This is a genomic window from Arthrobacter sp. KNU40 (assembly GCF_051515115.1).
Classification (GTDB): Bacteria; Actinomycetota; Actinomycetes; order Actinomycetales; family Micrococcaceae; genus Arthrobacter.
On record NZ_CP195850.1, the window covers coordinates 1,334,328 to 1,351,259 of the forward strand.

The 16,932-nt window shown below is 64.9% G+C and carries 14 protein-coding genes; 11 read left to right on the forward strand and 3 right to left on the reverse strand.

Annotated elements, in window-relative coordinates; translation table 11 throughout:
• Positions 1-41: 41 nt before the first annotated feature.
• The 5 genes from ligA (at position 42) to ACSKT0_RS06290 (ending at position 5,642) form a co-directional block, all read left to right on the forward strand.
• Positions 42-2,300, forward strand: a complete 2,259-nt coding sequence (gene ligA / locus ACSKT0_RS06270) for an NAD-dependent DNA ligase LigA (RefSeq protein ID WP_437772988.1) — start codon at positions 42-44, stop codon at positions 2,298-2,300.
• On the forward strand, positions 2,297-3,124 hold the full coding sequence (locus tag ACSKT0_RS06275) for an inositol monophosphatase family protein (RefSeq protein WP_437772989.1): 828 nt from the start codon (positions 2,297-2,299) through the stop codon (positions 3,122-3,124). The genes ligA and ACSKT0_RS06275 overlap by 4 nt, the downstream gene beginning before the upstream one ends.
• A gap of 16 nt (positions 3,125-3,140) precedes the next feature.
• Complete coding sequence (locus tag ACSKT0_RS06280; RefSeq protein WP_437772990.1) at positions 3,141-4,346, forward strand: AAA family ATPase; 1,206 nt, start codon at positions 3,141-3,143, stop codon at positions 4,344-4,346.
• A 333-nt stretch (positions 4,347-4,679) separates the two neighbouring features.
• A complete protein-coding gene (locus ACSKT0_RS06285) occupies positions 4,680-5,192 on the forward strand; it encodes a GNAT family N-acetyltransferase (protein WP_437772991.1) in 513 nt (170 codons plus the stop codon).
• Between the two features lie 57 nt (positions 5,193-5,249).
• The gene (locus ACSKT0_RS06290) at positions 5,250-5,642 is read left to right on the forward strand and encodes a RidA family protein (protein ID WP_437772992.1); all 393 of its coding nucleotides are present in this window, start codon (positions 5,250-5,252) and stop codon (positions 5,640-5,642) included.
• 77 nt (positions 5,643-5,719) lie between these two features.
• Here the strand turns inward: ACSKT0_RS06290 and ACSKT0_RS06295 are convergent, their stop codons facing one another.
• Positions 5,720-6,394 carry a response regulator gene (locus ACSKT0_RS06295; protein WP_437772993.1) on the reverse strand — a complete coding sequence of 225 codons (675 nt, stop codon included), beginning with the start codon at positions 6,392-6,394 and terminating at the stop codon, positions 5,720-5,722.
• The gene (locus tag ACSKT0_RS06300; RefSeq protein ID WP_437772994.1) at positions 6,391-8,220 is read right to left on the reverse strand and encodes an ATP-binding protein; all 1,830 of its coding nucleotides are present in this window, start codon (positions 8,218-8,220) and stop codon (positions 6,391-6,393) included. The genes ACSKT0_RS06295 and ACSKT0_RS06300 overlap by 4 nt, the downstream gene beginning before the upstream one ends.
• 226 nt (positions 8,221-8,446) lie before the next feature.
• Here ACSKT0_RS06300 and ACSKT0_RS06305 point away from each other — a divergent pair, with 226 nt between their 5' ends.
• The 4 genes from ACSKT0_RS06305 to gatB all read left to right on the forward strand — a co-directional run bounded on the left by ACSKT0_RS06305 (position 8,447) and on the right by gatB (position 13,367).
• On the forward strand, positions 8,447-9,865 hold the full coding sequence (locus tag ACSKT0_RS06305; protein WP_437772995.1) for a CitMHS family transporter: 1,419 nt from the start codon (positions 8,447-8,449) through the stop codon (positions 9,863-9,865).
• Between the two features lie 136 nt (positions 9,866-10,001).
• Complete coding sequence (gene gatC, locus ACSKT0_RS06310) at positions 10,002-10,298, forward strand: Asp-tRNA(Asn)/Glu-tRNA(Gln) amidotransferase subunit GatC (protein WP_078105822.1); 297 nt, start codon at positions 10,002-10,004, stop codon at positions 10,296-10,298.
• A 4-nt stretch (positions 10,299-10,302) separates the two neighbouring features.
• Positions 10,303-11,859, forward strand: coding sequence for an Asp-tRNA(Asn)/Glu-tRNA(Gln) amidotransferase subunit GatA (gene gatA / locus ACSKT0_RS06315; RefSeq protein ID WP_437772996.1), 1,557 nt, complete (start codon positions 10,303-10,305; stop codon positions 11,857-11,859).
• The gene (gene gatB / locus ACSKT0_RS06320) at positions 11,859-13,367 is read left to right on the forward strand and encodes an Asp-tRNA(Asn)/Glu-tRNA(Gln) amidotransferase subunit GatB (protein WP_437772997.1); all 1,509 of its coding nucleotides are present in this window, start codon (positions 11,859-11,861) and stop codon (positions 13,365-13,367) included. The genes gatA and gatB overlap by 1 nt, the downstream gene beginning before the upstream one ends.
• A gap of 63 nt (positions 13,368-13,430) precedes the next feature.
• On the opposite strand, the gene ACSKT0_RS06325 is transcribed toward gatB, so the two are convergent.
• The gene (locus ACSKT0_RS06325; RefSeq protein ID WP_437770106.1) at positions 13,431-14,498 is read right to left on the reverse strand and encodes an IS110 family transposase; all 1,068 of its coding nucleotides are present in this window, start codon (positions 14,496-14,498) and stop codon (positions 13,431-13,433) included.
• A gap of 458 nt (positions 14,499-14,956) precedes the next feature.
• Between ACSKT0_RS06325 and ACSKT0_RS06330 the strand changes: the two genes are divergently transcribed.
• Positions 14,957-15,574 (forward strand): DUF5666 domain-containing protein, encoded by a 618-nt coding sequence (locus ACSKT0_RS06330; RefSeq protein ID WP_437772998.1) that lies wholly within the window; start codon positions 14,957-14,959, stop codon positions 15,572-15,574.
• Between the two features lie 83 nt (positions 15,575-15,657).
• Complete coding sequence (locus ACSKT0_RS06335; RefSeq protein WP_437772999.1) at positions 15,658-16,662, forward strand: LacI family DNA-binding transcriptional regulator; 1,005 nt, start codon at positions 15,658-15,660, stop codon at positions 16,660-16,662.
• The last annotated feature ends 270 nt before the right edge of the window (positions 16,663-16,932 follow it).

The window sequence follows — 16,932 nt, forward strand, 5'->3', positions numbered from 1 at the left end:
GGGGGCCCTATTTTGTCGCTGCTTTGCGGCAAGATAGGTACGTGAGCACAGCAGAGAGCGAAACCGCAGTTCCAACGGAAGCCGTACGGGAAGAGTACGAAAACCTCGCAGACCTCGTCCGCAAGTACCGCTATGCGTACTACCAGGAAGATGCGCCGACTGTTTCGGATGCCGAGTTCGACTCCCTCTACCGCCGCCTTGAGGAGCTCGAGGCTTTGCATCCCGAGCTCGTGTCCAACGATTCGCCCACGCAGGAAGTGGGCGGAGAGGTTTCGGCCGCTTTCGCCGCCGTCGAGCACCTCCAGAGAATGTACAGCCTGGAGGATGTCTTCTCGCTGGACGAGTTGGAAGCTTGGGTCCGCAAGGCTGAGGCTTCGGTCGAAAAGCTGGGCACCGCGGCTACCCGCATTGCGTGGCTGACGGAGCTGAAGATCGACGGCCTGGCAGTGAACCTGCTCTACCGCGACGGCAAGCTTGTACGTGCCGCCACGCGCGGAGACGGCACCACGGGCGAGGACATCACCCACAACGTGCTCACCATCAAGGAGATCCCGCGCCAGCTCAGCGGCAGCGGATTTCCGTCCGAGGTGGAGATCCGGGGTGAAGTCTTCATTCCGTCCAAGGCTTTCGCCGAATTCAACGAGGCGCTGATCGAAGCCGGCAAGGCGCCGTTGGCCAATCCACGCAACGCCGCGGCCGGCTCGCTGCGCCAGAAAGACCCCGCGGAAACCGCCAAACGTCCGTTGAGGATGTTCGTCCACGGCATCGGGGCCCGCGAAGGCCTTGACTCCACGAGCCAGTCGGAAACGTACAAGCTGTTGGAGGAGTGGGGCCTGCCGGTCAGCCCCTATTTGAAGGTTCTGGACTCCTTCGAGGAGGTCCTCGACTTCATCAAGCACTTTGGCGAACACCGGCACGACCTCCTGCACGAGATCGACGGCATCGTGGTCAAAATCGACGACTTCGCCACGCAGCGTGCCCTCGGCTACACCTCTCGGGTGCCTCGTTGGGCGGTTGCCTACAAATACCCGCCGGAGGAAGTCCACACCAAGCTGCTGGACATCCAGGTCAACGTCGGCCGCACCGGCCGCGTCACTCCCTACGGGGTGATGGAACCGGTCAAGGTGGCCGGATCCACCGTGGAGATGGCTACCCTGCACAACCAGGACGTGGTCAAGGCCAAGGGCGTCATGATCGGCGACATCGTGATTCTGCGGAAGGCCGGAGACGTCATTCCTGAGATCGTCGGGCCGGTATTGGCGTTGCGAGACCAGCAGGATCCTCCCGTCCGTGAGTTCGTGATGCCCACGGAATGCCCGTCCTGCCACACGCCCCTGGCTCCGGCGAAGGAAGGCGACGTCGATATCCGCTGTCCCAACGCGAAGTCCTGCCCGTCCCAGCTGCGCGAGCGTGTCTTCCACGTGGCGAGCAGGGGCGCTTTCGACATTGAGGCACTGGGGTGGGAAGCAGCCATCGCGCTCACCCAGCCTGCGGAACCGGAAACTCCGCCCCTGCGCAGCGAAGCGGCCTTGTTCAGCCTCACACCGGAGGATCTCGCCGAGGTCCGCATCCACCGTGAGAAGCGCTCCAAAGGCGTGGGCACGGGAACGTTCGAACTGGTGCCCTACTTCTATTCCAAGGCCACCGCCAAGACACCCTCCAAACCCACAGCCACCACGGACAAACTGTTCAAGGAACTCGAGAAAGCCAAGACGCAACCCCTCTGGCGCGTCCTGGTTGCCCTGTCCATCCGGCACGTCGGCCCCACTGCGTCCCGCGCCCTGGCCACCGCTCTTGGCAGCATGGAAGCAATCCGGGCCGCCTCTGAGGAGGAACTGGCCAACGTCGACGGGGTGGGACCGACCATTGCCGCGGCACTCAAGGAATGGTTTGCCGTTGACTGGCACCAGGAAATCGTTGATAGCTGGGCAGCTGCCGGTGTGCGCATGGTTGACGAACGCGACGCCGGTATCCAGCGGAACCTTGAAGGCCTCACCATCGTGGTGACGGGCTCCCTCCCCACGCTGAGCCGGGACGAAGCCAAGGAAGCCATCATCATCAGGGGCGGCAAGGCAGCCGGCTCCGTTTCCAAGAACACCAGTTACGTCGTGGCCGGGGAGAACGCAGGCTCCAAACTGGACAAGGCAGAGCAGCTTGGCATCCGGGTGTTGGACGAGGACGGCTTCAAGGCATTGCTCGACGGCGTCCTGGAACCCGTCGGCGGCGCGGCTCCGGATGATGAAGACGCAGCGGTTTCTCTGGCTGGCGCTGCCGCGGCGGAAGCGGACGCCGCCGAATGACGGCCGATGTCTTGGAGCTTCTCGCTGTCGCCCACGCGGCCGCCGCGGCAGGAGCGGAGGTGCTCGCGGCCAGGCCTGCGGGCCCCAACTCGGCCGGGAACCTCGGCGTCGTGAACAAAGGTGACGCCGGCGACTGGGTGACGGCCTTCGACGTCGCGGCGGAGAACGCTGTGCGGGGCGCAATTACCGCGGCCCGCCCGCACGACACCATCACGGGCGAAGAGCACGGCACCACGCGGCCCGAGGAGCCCAGTGGCTACCGATGGTCGATCGATCCGCTGGACGGCACCACCAACTTCATCCGGAATATCGTCTACTACGCCACGTCCGTGGCCGTTGCTGATGCCGACGGCGTCTGGCTGGCCGGCGTCGTCAACGCCCCGGCGCTTGGACGCATCTACTCGGCGGCACGCGGCCACGGAGCGTGGCTTGAAGAAAACGGGGAGCGCACCCAGTTGAGCGGACCGCTGCTGGGCCGTACGGGGCTGATTGTGGCCTCCGGGTTCAGCTACGATCCCGCCACGAGGGCCGAGCAGTTCGCCGGGCTCGGAAACCTCATGGAAGGTTTTGCCGATCTCCGCAGGCTCGGCTCCGCCGCATTGGATCTCTGCCTCGTGGCCGATGGAACCCACGACGCCTTCGGGGAGCGGGGGCTCAACGAACACGACTACGCGGCAGGTGCCCTGATCGCCGAGGAAGCCGGCTGCTGGGTCCGCCGCCCACGGCTGACCAGCCCGCTGGACGGCGGACCCACAGACGCGGACCGTTTGGAAGCGTGGACCTGCGCGGGAACCCTTGAGCTCTCGGGCAAGTTCCCGCTTTAGGATCGCGGAGTCTTCGATGATACGGACGCTGGCGATTTCGAACTACCGTTCCATCCGGGACCTGACCATGGAGCTGCATGGCCTGGACTTGGTCACCGGCTCCAATGGCAGCGGCAAGTCCTCGCTTTACCGTGCTTTGCGGCTCCTGTCTGAGTGTGCCGGGAGCGATTCCGCGAACGTGGTGGGTTCCTTGGCCCGCGATGGGGGGCTCAGCTCAACGTTATGGGCCGGACCAGAAACCATCAGCGATGCCATGCGGCGGGGTGAAGCGCCGGTGCAGGGAACAGTCCGGAAGGCATCCGTCAACCTGAAACTGGGTTTCTCCGGAGATGACTTCGGCTACCTGATCGACCTGGGACTGCCCGTTCCCGCTGGCGCTTTTGACGACGCCATTGGCAGGACCGTCCCGTCCGCTTTCAACAGGGATCCGGAGATCAAGCGAGAGCACGTATTTTCCGGCCCGGTAGCCAGGCCCGGGTCGGTGCTCGTGGACCGCAAAGGGGCCGTTGCCCGGCTGAGAGGCGGGAAAGGCGAATGGGTGGAACTGTCCCGTCGCCTGCACGCTTACGAAAGCATGCTCACAGAAGTCTCTGACTATGACAGGGCCCCGGAGGTACTCAGGGTTCGGGACATGGTGCGGTCTTGGCGTTTCTATGACCACTTCCGCACCGACCATGAAGCTCCAGCCCGTCAGGCGCAAATCGGCACCAGGACTCCCGTCCTCCACCATTCCGGGGGTGATCTTGCGGCAGCCTTGCAGACACTCCGCGAAACCGGCCAGGACGGTCTGCTCGACGACGCGATCGGCAGCGCTTTCCCGGGCAGTAGGCTGCGGATCGCCGTCGTCGATGGTCGCTTCAGCGTCGAGCTCCAACAGCCGGGTATGCTTCGGGCCATGGCGGCCGCCGAACTGTCCGATGGCACACTCCGCTACCTCATGTTGGTTGCGGCGCTTCTGACGCCGAGGCCGCCGGAGCTCATGGTTCTCAACGAGCCGGAAACCAGTCTGCATGTGGATCTCATGCCGGCGCTGGCCCAGCTCATCGTTCAGGCCGGTGAGCGCAGCCAGCTGATTGTGGTCTCCCACTCTGCGCCCCTGATCGCTGCCTTGCGGGAGAGCGGACGCGTTCATCAGCATGAGCTGTACAAGGACCTGGGGGAGACAAGGATCAAGGACCTCGCTGCACTGGAGGGACCGCCCTGGAACTGGCCCCGCCGGTGACTCGTGCACCCAACATCCTGATGTCAGGCTCCGGCCGCGGCGAGCGACCCCAGTTCCGCGCTCACTTATATCTGAGCGAGCGTTGTGGGATTGAGGCGTATATCTGAGCGAGCGTCGGGGGCGGGGCGCCGCGAAGCCGCCCGCCGCCGTCGTATTTTACGACGCTCGCTCACGTATCCGGGGTTTTCCTTGGACGCTCGCTCACGTATGTCTGAGCGAGCGTTGGGGGATTGGGGCGTATGTCTGAGCGAGTGTCGGGTCCCGGGTGATAGTTCGGTCACGGAAACGCCGCTTTGGCAGGTCGTCCCCCGCGGACCCGACTACCATGGATCAGTGCATTCGCAGATTACCGTCCGTCCCGCCCTGCCCGAAGACTACGACGCCGTAGCCCGAGTCACGATGGCGTCTTACGTGACCGCTGGCTACTACGGCAGCCCGGATCACCCGTACTTGGAGAAGCTGCGCGATGTGGCCGGCCGCGCCCGGTATGCCGACGTTTTCGTCGCCGAGCGCGATGGCCAGGTTATCGGCTCCGTCACGTCGGCCAGGGCCGGCGGCGACTTTTCGGACATTGGCCTTCCTGACGAACTCGAAATGCGCACCTTGGTGGTTGATCCGGAGGTTCAGCGCTCGGGCGCGGGACGCGCCCTCGTCCAGGCAGTAGTCGACCAAGCCCGTTCCATGGATGGCATCAACGCCGTTTCCCTCACGACAGGCGCCACATGGGAAAGCGCGAATGCCCTCTACGCCAAGACCGGATTCGAGCGCGAGCCGGAGCGTGATTGGTTCGTACCCGGGACCGACATAAAACTATTCGTTTACCGGCAGGATGTCCGCCAGCCATAAGGTTTCCTCGTAAACCCCGGTCATCGGGCCGGGTGCGGAAACTGAGAAAGGCGCGGCATGCGCAAGACATTCGGCACGGGCTCGGTCTGGGAACAGACCCTTGGATACTCCCGTGCGGTCCAGGTGGACAATACACTCTTCATTTCGGCCACGGCGGCGTCCGGAACCGTTGACGGCAAGAACGCGATCGTCGGCGACGACTTCTACTCGCAGACCAAATACATCCTCGAAAAGCTGGGAGCGGTCCTGGCTGACGCCGGGTTCGCTTACGACGACGTCGTGCAGTCCAAGCTTTACCTGACGGACATCAGCAAGTGGGAAGACGCCGGCCGCGCACACGGCGAGGTCTTCGGCGAGATCCGTCCCACCCTTTCCCTGGTCCACGTCCTGCCGTTCCTCGACCCGGAAATGCTGGTCGAGATCGAACTGGTGGCCCAGAAGAGCGCGTAAGCAGCCCAACTAACTCGCATTAGGTGTCGTTTTGACGCCTCATAACGGCATCTACTGCGAGTCAGTTGGGTGGGCAGCTACTTGGGGGAGAGCCGCGCGGGGACGCCGTAGCGGTGTTCCGGGCGGCCCGTGGTGCCGTAACGCAGTTGGATCTCGACGGCGCCATCATCGGCCAGCGAGGACAGGTACCGTTGCGCCGTGGCGCGCGAGACGCCCACCCGTTCGGCCACTTCCGTGGCCGAGTATTGTTCCCCCGGTGCCAAGGATTCCAGCACGGACGCCTCGGTCGCCGAACGAGGCTTTCCCGACGGCGCCACGTCACCTGCCACGAGCGCCCGCTTGGCCCGCTCGATCGTGTCCTGGTCCACGGCATGTTGGCGGCCGAGGATTCTCCGGTATCTGGCGTACGAACGCAGTTGCTGCGACAGAGATTCAGCGGTGAACGGTTTCAGGAGATACGCCAAGGCCCCGCGGCGCAGGGCGGTCCTGATAGACACCGCATCGGATGCCGCAGTCAGCATCATGGCATCCACATCGAGTTGGCCCAGCAGATCCAAGCCTGAGCCGTCCGGGAGATAAACGTCCAGCAACACAAGGTCCGGCCGAAGGCTATGCACAGACTGGAGCGCCTGCGCCGTGGATCCCACCGGGGCCAGGGCAAGGAAACCGGCCACAGAGTCCACATAGGCGGCATGGAGCTTGGCGACGTGGAAATCGTCATCCACGATCAACACCCTGAAGTCTTCGCTCACTGGTGTCCTTCCTTGCGTTCAGCTGCGGGTGGTACGGCCCGGACGGCATTGTCCGGCGTGCCCGTCACGCCCGGCATCGTGGCCATAAAGACGGCGCCTGGGCCGCCTGTCGAACCCGGGTCCAGGACGCGCACATCGCCACCCCGACGGCGGGCGAGTTGCAGGACCAGTGCGAGGCCGAGTCCCTGCCCGCCGGCCCTGGCAATACCGCCCTCGGCGGGCTCCGCCGTCGTGAATCCTTCCACGAAAACCCTTTCGGGCTCGACACCGCCGAGGCCGTCGCCGGAGTCCGCGACGACGATGTGCAGCGTGCCGCCGTCGGGCCCTGGTTCGTCGAGCAGCTCAAGCTCCACCCAGCGTTGGGTCGAAGAGCCGGCGACGGCGGCGTTGACTGCGTTGTCGATCAGGTTGCCGAGCACCGTGGTGACGTCCTGCGGCTCGGTGACGTGCTCCCGCACCAAGGTCTCGGGGCCGATCCGCAGCGCCACCCCCCGCTCGTCCGCTTCCACGCTTTTCGCGCCGACGAACGCCTGCAAATACGGATCCTGGAGGAGCTCGGCTTGCTGGACAGGAAACTTCAGCGGCCCGGTGGCGGAGATCCTGGCGAGATAGTCCTTGGCCTGGCCGTGTTGGCCGATGCTCATGAAGCCGGCGATCGTATGGAGCTGGTTCGCGAATTCGTGGCGCTGGGCCCGCAGCGCGGCGGACATGGTGCCTACGGCGTCGAGCTGGCGCGTCAGCTGCTGCAGCTCGGTGCGGTCCCTGAGCATGACCACCCAGCCGAGATCCTCCTTGCGGTGCAGCGCCTTGCGGGCGTTGGCAACCAAGACCCGGCCGCCCGCCACGATTTCCACTGCTTCGGCGTCGTGCGCAGAGGGTTGAGTGAGGGCCTTGAGCTGCGCCGGGACGGCGGCCCTTTCCCAGTCAGTGCCCGCCATGTCAGTGCCCGCCAAGTCCGTGCCGGACCGGGCCGAGCCGGCCGTGGCGGGGGAGCCAGGAGTTCCTGAGCCTTCCGGCATGCCGAGCAGCCGCCTCGCCGCGGCATTGAAGACGGTGATGCGGCCATCAGCGGAAATGCCGATCACGCCGTCGTCCACGCCCTGAAGCACGGCCACCTGGTCATGCACCAGAGTGCTGATCTCCTCGGGTTCGAGGCCAAGGGTTAGGCGCTGCAAACGACGACGGAGGAGGAACGATGCGAGGACGCCGGCCACCAGGGAGCCCGCAGCGGTCAGGGCAATCGGGACGATGTCCTCGGCAAGGCTTTGGCCGAGCGACTCCATGGAATAGCCGACGCTGACTTCGCCCACCACCGTCGCTGCGGAACCTGTCGCTGCGGAACCTGTCGCTGCGGAACCTGGAGCGAAGACCGGGACCTTGGCGCCCGCCGATGGTCCCAAGGTTCCGGTGTTCCGAGTGGTGACTTCCTTCCCGGAGAGGGCATCCGAGGGGTCCGTGCTGACCCGTTCGCCGAGACGGACCCGGTCCGGGTGGGCCAGCCGCAGGCCGGTCTCGTCCGTGACCACCACGAACAAAGCACCGGTGCGGCTCCTGGCGGCCTCGGCAGCAGCTTGGATGGGTCCGGCCGCGAGAACGGTGGCGGGTGGGGTTCCGGGCTCTTTGCTGATGGCTTCGACCTGGGAGCGGAGCGCGGGGTCCGAGGCCACGGTGCGTGCCAAAGTCAGCGCCTGGTTCTCCGCCTCCGTGCCGATCCGACCATAGACGAGCCACGCATGGACGGAGCCGCTTAGCAGCACCACCAAAAGGACGACGCCGAGTTGCAGGAGCAGGGTCTGCGTCGAGAACCGCAGGGCAAGCCTGGGCATGCTGCCTCCTTCCGGCGGGGATTGGCCGGCTGGAGCGGGGCAGCAGCGGCGCTGTATTTCTACGTCTACCTCTCCATTGAAGCATTGAGCACAATGAGCAAAATGCTCTCAATCAGCAGTATGTCCATCAAATCCCACAAAGGCCTTGCCGTGAGCGTCGCCACTATACGTTCTGTATCGCGCATCACATCGACGTGATGCCGTTCACTGTAGTAAGGAGCCGGCTGTGCTGGTATTGCTTGGATTCGCAATGATTGCGGTGTTCATGGTCCTGATCATGACAAAGAAGTTGACGCCCGTTCTGGCGCTGATCATCGTTCCCACCATCTTCGGCCTGTTTGCCGGTGCCGGTCTTGGCATCGGAAGTATGGTGATGGACTCGATGAAGTCCATGACGTCCACGGCCGCCCTCCTGATGTTCGCGATCGTGTACTTCGGACTCATGATCGACGTCGGCCTGTTCGACCCCCTGGTGAAGTTCATCCTCCGCAAGCTGGGCAACGACCCCGCCAAAGTGGTCCTGGGCACCGCCATCCTCGCGGCCGCAGTATCGCTCGACGGCGACGGCTCCACCACCTTCATCCTCACCACCGCAGCGATGCTGCCCGTGTACCTGCGTTTGAAGATGAGCCCTGTGGTCCTGACCTGCGTGGCCGGCCTGGCCAACGGCACCATGAACATCCTGCCGTGGGGTGGCCCCACGGCCCGCGCCGCCACCGCCCTCAAGATCGATGTCAACGACGTGTTTGTCCCGATGGTTCCCTCCCTGATCGCAGGCCTTGTCGTGGTCTTCGTGTTCTCCTGGCTCTTGGGCCTGCAGGAGCGCAACCGCCTCCGCGCCACGGCTCCCGAGATCTGGGGCGACGTCGCTGACGCCGGTGACGCGTTCGACGGCGGCACGCACCGCGGTGGTACTGGCACCGGCGGAGGCTCCGGCGTCGTGGTCCTGGAACGCACTGAAACCCTCGTTGACCTCGCCGACACCGGCTTGACCGACACCGCTCTCGATCCCAACCGCAAGACCCTGCGCCCGAAGCTCTTCTGGTTCAACCTCGGACTGACGGTCGCTGTCATGGTGATGCTCGTGGCCAACCTGGTGCCGCTGCCGTACGTCTTCATGGTGGGTTCCGCGATTGCCCTGTTGGTGAACTTCCCCAAGGTCAAGGAACAGGGCGCGCAGCTGGTGGCCCACGCGCCGTCCATCGTGGCTGTGGTCAGCATGGTCATGGCTGCAGCCGTCCTCACGGGTGTCCTCAACGGCACCGGCATGGTCAAGGAGATGTCGGCGTGGCTCGTCCACATCATCCCCGCCGAGATGGGCCCGTTCATGGCCGTCATCACCGGCCTGCTCAGCATCCCGATGACGTTCTTCATGAGCAACGACGCCTTCTACTTCGGCGTCCTGCCGGTCCTGAGCGAAACCGCCGCGCACTACGGCATCAGCGGCGCGGAAATGGCGCGCGCCTCCATCACCGGCCAGCCCTTCCACCTCCAGAGCCCCCTGGTCCCAGCGATCCTGCTGCTGGTGTCCCTGGCGAAGGTTGAACTGGGAGACCACCATAAAAAGGTCCTCTGGCGCACGGCCGTCATCTCCGTCGTCATGCTCGCAGTCGGCATGCTGACGGGAGCCATCGGCATCGGTTAACAAAGCAACCAGCAACGCGGGGTCACTTACGGCCCATTCGGGACCTCCGGATGGGCCGTAAGTGACCCCGCGTTGTTCGGGGTCCAACCCACGTAGACTAGTCCGGAAAACCATTTGAACTTTGCAGGGGAGATCCATGGCTGCGATCAACCGTGACGACGTCGCGCATCTTGCGCGTCTGGCTCACATTGAAATGAGTGCTGAAGAGCTGGACAGGATGGCCGGCGAGCTTGCCGTCATCGTGGATTCGGTGAAGTCCGTCAGCGAAGCCGCCGGGGACGATGTCCCGGCCACGTCCCACCCGATTCCGTTGAGCAACGTATTCCGTGAGGACGTCGTGGGCCACACCTTTACGGCCGAGCAGGCGTTGTCCGGGGCTCCGGATTCCTTCGAGGGCCGCTTCAAGGTTCCGGCAATCCTGGATGAGGACTAAGCGAATGACTGAATTGAACAACTCCGAACTCATCCGCCTGTCCGCGGCACAGTTGGCCGCCAAGCTGGCCGCGCGCGAGGTCACGTCCGTTGAGGTCACCCAGGCGTACCTGGACCGCATTGCCGACGTTGACGGGCTAGTCAACGCATTCCTGCACGTCAACGCCGAAGAAGCGCTCGCCGTGGCCGCCGAGGTGGACGCGATCCGCGCCGCCGGCGGTGCCGAAGCCGAGGCGCTGCACGAGCTCGCCGGCGTGCCCATCGCCGTCAAGGACCTCATCGTCACCATCGGCCAGCCCACCACGGCCGGTTCCAAGATCCTCGAGGGCTGGCACAGCCCCTATGACGCCACCGTCATCAAGAAGCTGCGCGCAGCGAAGATGCCCATCCTTGGCAAGACCAACCTGGACGAATTCGCCATGGGGTCCTCCACGGAACACTCGGCTTACGGCCCCACCCGCAACCCGTGGGACCTGGACCGCATTCCGGGCGGCTCGGGCGGTGGCTCCGCGGCCGCCGTCGCAGCTTTCGAAGCTCCGCTGGCCCTCGGCACGGACACCGGCGGATCCATCCGCCAGCCCGGCGCCGTCACCGGCACGGTCGGCATGAAGCCCACTTACGGTGCAGTGTCGCGCTATGGCGCCATCGCTATGGCGTCGTCGCTGGACCAGATCGGCCCGGTTTCGCGGACCGTGCTCGACTCGGCCTTGCTGCAGGAAGTCATCGGCGGCCACGACCCCTTCGACTCCACCTCGCTGACGGACCCCTTCGACACCCTCGTTGCCGCAGCCAAGACGGGCAACGTCACGGGTATGAAGATCGGCATCATCAAGGAACTCCACGGCGAGGGCTACCAGGCCGGCGTCGAGAACCGTTTCAACGAGTCCCTTGAGCTGCTCAAGGAGGCCGGCGCGGAGATCGTCGAGGTTTCCTGCCCCAACTTCAAGTACGCGCTGGGCGCCTACTACCTGATCATGCCGTCCGAGGTTTCCAGCAACCTGGCCAAGTTCGACGGCGTCCGCTACGGCTTGCGTGTCCTGCCCAAGGACGGCCCCATGACGATCGAACGCGTCATGGCCGCTACCCGCGCCGCCGGTTTCGGCGATGAGGTCAAGCGACGCATCATCCTGGGCACCTACGCCCTGAGCGCCGGCTACTACGACGCGTACTACGGCTCGGCGCAGAAGGTCCGCACGCTCATCCAGCGTGACTTCGAGGCCGCGTTCGCGCAGGCCGACGTCCTGATTTCGCCGACGGCTCCCACTACAGCCTTCAAGCTGGGGGAGAAGCTGGACGATCCGCTGGCCATGTACCTCAACGACGTCGCCACGATCCCGGCGAACATGGCCGGTATCCCCGGATTGTCCCTGCCTGGCGGACTGGCGGACGAAGACGGCCTCCCCGTAGGCATCCAGCTGCTGGCGCCTGCCCGCGAGGACGCCCGCCTGTACCGCGTGGGCGCTGTCCTTGAATCCTTGCTCGAAGAGAAATGGGGCGGCCCCTTACTGGACCGCGCCCCTGTTCTTGGTTCCAGCTCCACCATCGCCGGAGGTTCCAACTGATGTCTACCGACGCCATCCTCAGCTTCGAAGAGGCCATGGAGAAGTACGATCCCGTCCTTGGCTTCGAGGTCCACGTGGAGCTCAACACCAAGACCAAGATGTTCTCCTCAGCCCCGAACGTCTTCGGCGACGAGCCGAACACCAACGTCAACGAGGTGGACCTCGGCATGCCCGGCGTCCTGCCAGTGGTGAACAAAACGGCGGTGGAGTCCTCCATCAAGATCGGCCTTGCCCTGAACTGCAAGATCGCCGAGTACTGCCGCTTCGCCCGGAAGAACTACTTCTACCCGGACACCCCGAAGAACTTCCAGACGTCCCAGTACGACGAGCCCATCGCGTACGACGGATACCTGGACATCGAACTCTCGGACGGCACCGTGTTCCGTGTCGAGATCGAACGCGCACACATGGAAGAGGACGCCGGCAAGCTGACCCACATGGGTGGCGCCACAGGCCGCATCCAGGGTGCCGACTACTCGTTGGTGGACTACAACCGTTCCGGTGTCCCGCTCGTGGAAATCGTCACCAAGCCGATCGAGGGCGCAGGCAGCCGGGCACCCGAGCTCGCCAAGGCCTACGTTGCCGCAGTGCGCGAAATCGTCAAGAACCTCGGCGTTTCCGACGCCAAGATGGAACGCGGCAACGTCCGCTGCGATGCCAACGTCTCCCTGCGCCCGCACGGCCGCGAACGTTTCGGCATCCGTTCCGAGACGAAGAACGTGAACTCGCTGCGCGCCGTCGAGCACGCCGTCCGATACGAAATCCAGCGCCACGCCGCCGTTTTGGACTCCGGTGAGCCGGTCATCCAGGAAACGCGCCACTGGCACGAGGACACGCGCACCACGACGTCGGGCCGCGCAAAGTCCGACGCCGACGACTACCGCTACTTCCCGGAGCCGGACCTCGTTCCGGTCCTGGCGTCCCGCGAGTGGGTCGAAGAGCTGCGCGCCACGCTGCCCGAGCCGCCCGCAGCCCGCCGCAAGCGGCTCCAGGCCGACTGGGGCTATTCGGACCTCGAGTTCCGCGACGTCGTGAATGCCGGCGTCATGGACTCCATCGAGGAAACCATCGCCGCCGGTGCCAGCGCCTCCGTGTCCCGCAAGTGGTGGATGGGCGAGATCGTCGGACGTGCCAAGACGGCCGACGTCGACCCCTCCGAACTCGGCGTCACGCCGAAAACCATCGTGGAGCTCAACAAGCTCGTCGAGGGCGGCAAGATCAACAACAAGATGGCTTCCCAGGTGCTCGACGGCGTCCTCGCCGGCGAGGGCACTCCGGCCGAGATCGTCGAGAAGCGCGGCCTCGCCGTCGTGTCCGACGACGGCCCCCTGCTGGAAGCGATCGACGCCGCATTGGCGGCCCAGCCCGACGTCGCGGAGAAGATCCGCAGCGGCAAGCTGCAGGCCATCGGTGCGATCGTCGGCGGAGTCATGAAGGCCACCCGTGGGCAGGCCGACGCCGGCCGCGTCAAGGAACTGATCCTGGAGAGGCTCGGCGTCGAAGGCTGATCCCACGCGCCCCCCACGCGCCTCACCCAACTAGGTCGCAGTTAATGACCCTTCTATGGTTCGTCAAGCGTGGCTGGGTGTTGGGTTTGTGTTGTTGAGTGTTCGGTAGATCCGTCGGGCGAGATAGCGTTTCACGCACCGGCGGATCTCCCTTTTGGTCCGTCCTTCGGCTTGTCGTTTCTGGACGTATCCGATGGTCTCGGTGTCGAAGGTCATCCTGCTGAGGGCGATCATGTGCAGGGCTTTGTTCAGGGTTCTGTCGCCGCCGCGGTTGAGCCGGTGCCGGACGGTGTTCCCGGAGGAGGCCGGGATCGGGCTGACCCCGGCCAGGGAAGCGAAGGCGGCCTCGGAACGGACCCGGCCCTGATGGGACCACGCGGTCAGGCAGATTGCGGCGGTGACGGGACCGAATCCGGTTTCCTGCAGCAGGGGCGCGGCTTCGCTGATTTCGACCAGTTCGGTGATCCGGGAGCCGTTGGTTTTGATGTCCGCGTCGAGTTCGCTGATGTGTCTGGCCAGCCGGACCGCTTCGGAGCGGGCAACGGACAATGCCAGCGGTTCTTCGCGGGCCCGCCAACGGGAGACCTCGGCGATCTGGGTTCCGGTCAGGGGTTTGCGGGCGTCCAGGCCCAGATCGTTCACCCTCAGGAGCGCGGTCAGTGCGTTCACGGACCGTGTGCGCTCGGTGGTCATGGACTCCCGCGCGGTGACCAGGACCCGCAAGGCTGCACGGATCCCTTCGTTCAGCCGCGGGCGGCGCAGCTGCTGCTCCCGGAGGGGCAGGACGGCCGCGGCGATCCGGTGCGCGTCCAACACATCGGACTTGCCGACTCCGCGGTGGGTGCGGGCGTCCATCCGGGCGGCTTCGGCGACCTGGTAGCCGGCGGCGCCGACGGCACCGGCGAGCAGGGCGCCATAGGACGCGGCGCCCTCGATCACCCACAGGGTCCCCAGATCGGCGCCGGTGCGGCGCGCGACCCAGGCGATGGCCCGGTTGATGCCGGCGCTGGTGGTCGGGAAATCCCGGGTCTGGAGCAGTTCCCCGGTAGCGGTGATGATGGCGTAGACATGGTTTTTGGCGTGGGTGTCGACGCCGACGACAAACGGGTGGGAATGCGCAACGATAGTCATAGCGGTTCCGGCACTTTCCTCTATTTCGCGGATATGGTCAGGGCCGCAAACGGCCGGTACCAGTCCGGGTAGAGGTCACTTCGGAACAGCACTGTGACGAGCCACGCCCCGTCAAACAGGGCGGGCAACCTTCTGATCAAGTCACCGAGGTGGGCCGGGCAGGTACCGGCCGCCCACCCCGCGGACGGACAAGTCACTAAAATGGCACCCCGACGGGGCCAGCCGTTATGTGAGTCACGACCGCAGGGCGGAACGGCCAGCACCTACTCTGCCAGCCAGTCCCAGACCAGCCACTCCAATCCTCACAGTCGTTATGAGCCTTCAAAACGACAACAACTGCGACCTAGTTGTGTCTGGATCCACAGCCCTCACACAGCTTCAAGGCTCATTATGGAGTCATCAGTTCTTTGCTGCCCGCCCCTTACCGGCCCGGGGAGGAGCGGAGGAAGGATTCGGCCATGTCCACCATGACTCCGGGGCTTCGCAAGGCCCTCATCGCGGGCGGTATCGCCGTCGTGTTGACCGGCGGTGGTGTGGCCGCAGTCTGGGCTGCCGGCCAGATCATCCCCGCCTACGTAGTGAGCGCGACGCCGACGAGCACGGCATCGCCTGCCTCCCCGTCGCCCGGGGCTACTTCGCCCGCCACCCCGTCGCCCGGCAAGGCCCGGCCGTTCCCGGTGCTTCCACGCGGCTTCGCAGGCCCGGGGATCCACGGTGAGTTTACGGTCAAGAACAACGACGGCAGCTACACGACCCTGGTGACGCAGCGTGGCTCCGTGCAGTCGGTCAGCGATTCGAGCATTTCCGTGAAGAGCGACGACGGCTTCACGCAGAGCTACGCGATCACATCGTCTACCACCATCGTCAGGTTCCCTGCTGCCGGAACAGGCACCCAGGGCCGCCGTCCATCTCTTCAAACCATCAAGGCCACCGACCTGAAGGCGGGCGACACCGTCGCAGTCTCCGGTACCAAGAGCGGCGCCACGGTCACGGCCACGCGAATTATCGGGGGTACCTTGCCCGCCGGGCCCACTGATGGCGGACGACGGCTTGGCTACGGGAGCGTCTCTTCCTGACTCTGCGCCCGCTCGTCTGGCTATGATGCTACTACCGCCGAACCGCGACCAATGGTCCGGTGTCTTAGCCCAAAAGGAGACGAATGCGCCCCACGATCAAGTCCGTGGCGGCGGCAGCCGGGGTTTCGACGGCGACTGTGTCCTACGTGCTGTCAGGCAGGAGCGGCAAAGACGGCAGCAGGAGCGGGTCCGGGGTGGCGCCCGCTACCGTGCTGCGGGTTCAAGAGGCGGCCCTGGCCCTCGGGTACCGCCCCAACCAGTCGGCAAGGGCCATCCGCACCGGCCGAACGAACCTGCTCATGTTGTCGCTGACAATGATCTCTGATCCGTGGGCATTGGATGTCAGCCGCGCTGTTGGTACGGCCGCCGCCCAGCGGGGCATTACGCCCATGATTCTGGCCGATACCGACTGGCGGGTGGCACTCAAACGCCAAAACGCGGACGTGACATTCATCGACGGCGCCGAGGAACCCGGGGATGCCGAACTGCTGGCACAGGCGGCGAGGCTGCAGCGCTTGGTGGTCTTCAGCGACACCATGGAACCTGAAGGGTTCGACGTCGTACGGCCCGTGGCCGGTTCGTCTTGCGACCAGGCGGTGGATCACCTCACGGGGCGGCACCACCGGGTGGGTTGCCTGATCTCCTCGACACATTCGACAAGCACCCTCGACCTCCGCTTTGGTGCCTACACCCGCGGCCTGGCCAGGGCTGGTTTGGACTACCGGGACGACTACGTCGAGACGTATGACCGCGACGGGCTCAGCGCGTTCGACGCAGCGTTGCGGCTCCTGCAGCGGGCGGATCGGCCGACCGCGATCTATGCGACCACGGACTTCGCGGCGATAGCCGCCATCCATGCGGCCCAGCGGCTGCAACTTCGCATTCCCGGAGACGTTGAAGTGCTCGGTATCGGCAACACCACAGAAGGCGAGCGCATGACGCCGTCGTTGACCACCGTTGGTCCCGAGGGCTTTTTCCATGGCCTGGCCGCATTCCTGCTCGACCGGGCAGAGAATCCCGATGGGCCTGCCGGCATTCTGGAATTCCCCTGGAAGCTCATCGTGAGGGACTCAGCGCCCTCGGTGTGAAAGCCAGGGCCTACGGTATGAACCGGGGCCCTCGGGCTAAGCCCGGACTATCCACGCAGCGTGTCGAGGCACGTGCCGGATGATCGCACAACCCGCACTCCATGCACTTTAGTGACGTTTTCTGCCAGTAAAAGTTAAGGAAAGATCATCCGAGATCTTGCCTTTAAACGATTAACATGATGTGATCAACTGCACAACACCAGTTGGGTTGGCTGTTCGCCGAATGCGGGCCCGCCCCCGAAGGACCGTCGGTCTTCTGACCAAGACATC

Excerpts from the sequence above, each read along its gene's own strand:
- ACSKT0_RS06275 (WP_437772989.1), top strand. The coding sequence starts at position 2,297 with ATGACGGCCGATGTCTTGGAGCTTCTCGCTGTCGCCCACGCGGCCGCC.
- ACSKT0_RS06280 (WP_437772990.1), top strand. The coding sequence starts at position 3,141 with ATGATACGGACGCTGGCGATTTCGAACTACCGTTCCATCCGGGACCTG.
- ACSKT0_RS06290 (WP_437772992.1), top strand. The coding sequence starts at position 5,250 with ATGCGCAAGACATTCGGCACGGGCTCGGTCTGGGAACAGACCCTTGGA.
- ACSKT0_RS06300 (WP_437772994.1), bottom strand. The coding sequence starts at position 8,220 with ATGCCCAGGCTTGCCCTGCGGTTCTCGACGCAGACCCTGCTCCTGCAA.
- gatC (WP_078105822.1), top strand. The coding sequence starts at position 10,002 with ATGGCTGCGATCAACCGTGACGACGTCGCGCATCTTGCGCGTCTGGCT.
- gatA (WP_437772996.1), top strand. The coding sequence starts at position 10,303 with ATGACTGAATTGAACAACTCCGAACTCATCCGCCTGTCCGCGGCACAG.
- gatB (WP_437772997.1), top strand. The coding sequence starts at position 11,859 with ATGTCTACCGACGCCATCCTCAGCTTCGAAGAGGCCATGGAGAAGTAC.
- ACSKT0_RS06325 (WP_437770106.1), bottom strand. The coding sequence starts at position 14,498 with ATGACTATCGTTGCGCATTCCCACCCGTTTGTCGTCGGCGTCGACACC.
- ACSKT0_RS06330 (WP_437772998.1), top strand. The coding sequence starts at position 14,957 with ATGTCCACCATGACTCCGGGGCTTCGCAAGGCCCTCATCGCGGGCGGT.
- ACSKT0_RS06335 (WP_437772999.1), top strand. The coding sequence starts at position 15,658 with ATGCGCCCCACGATCAAGTCCGTGGCGGCGGCAGCCGGGGTTTCGACG.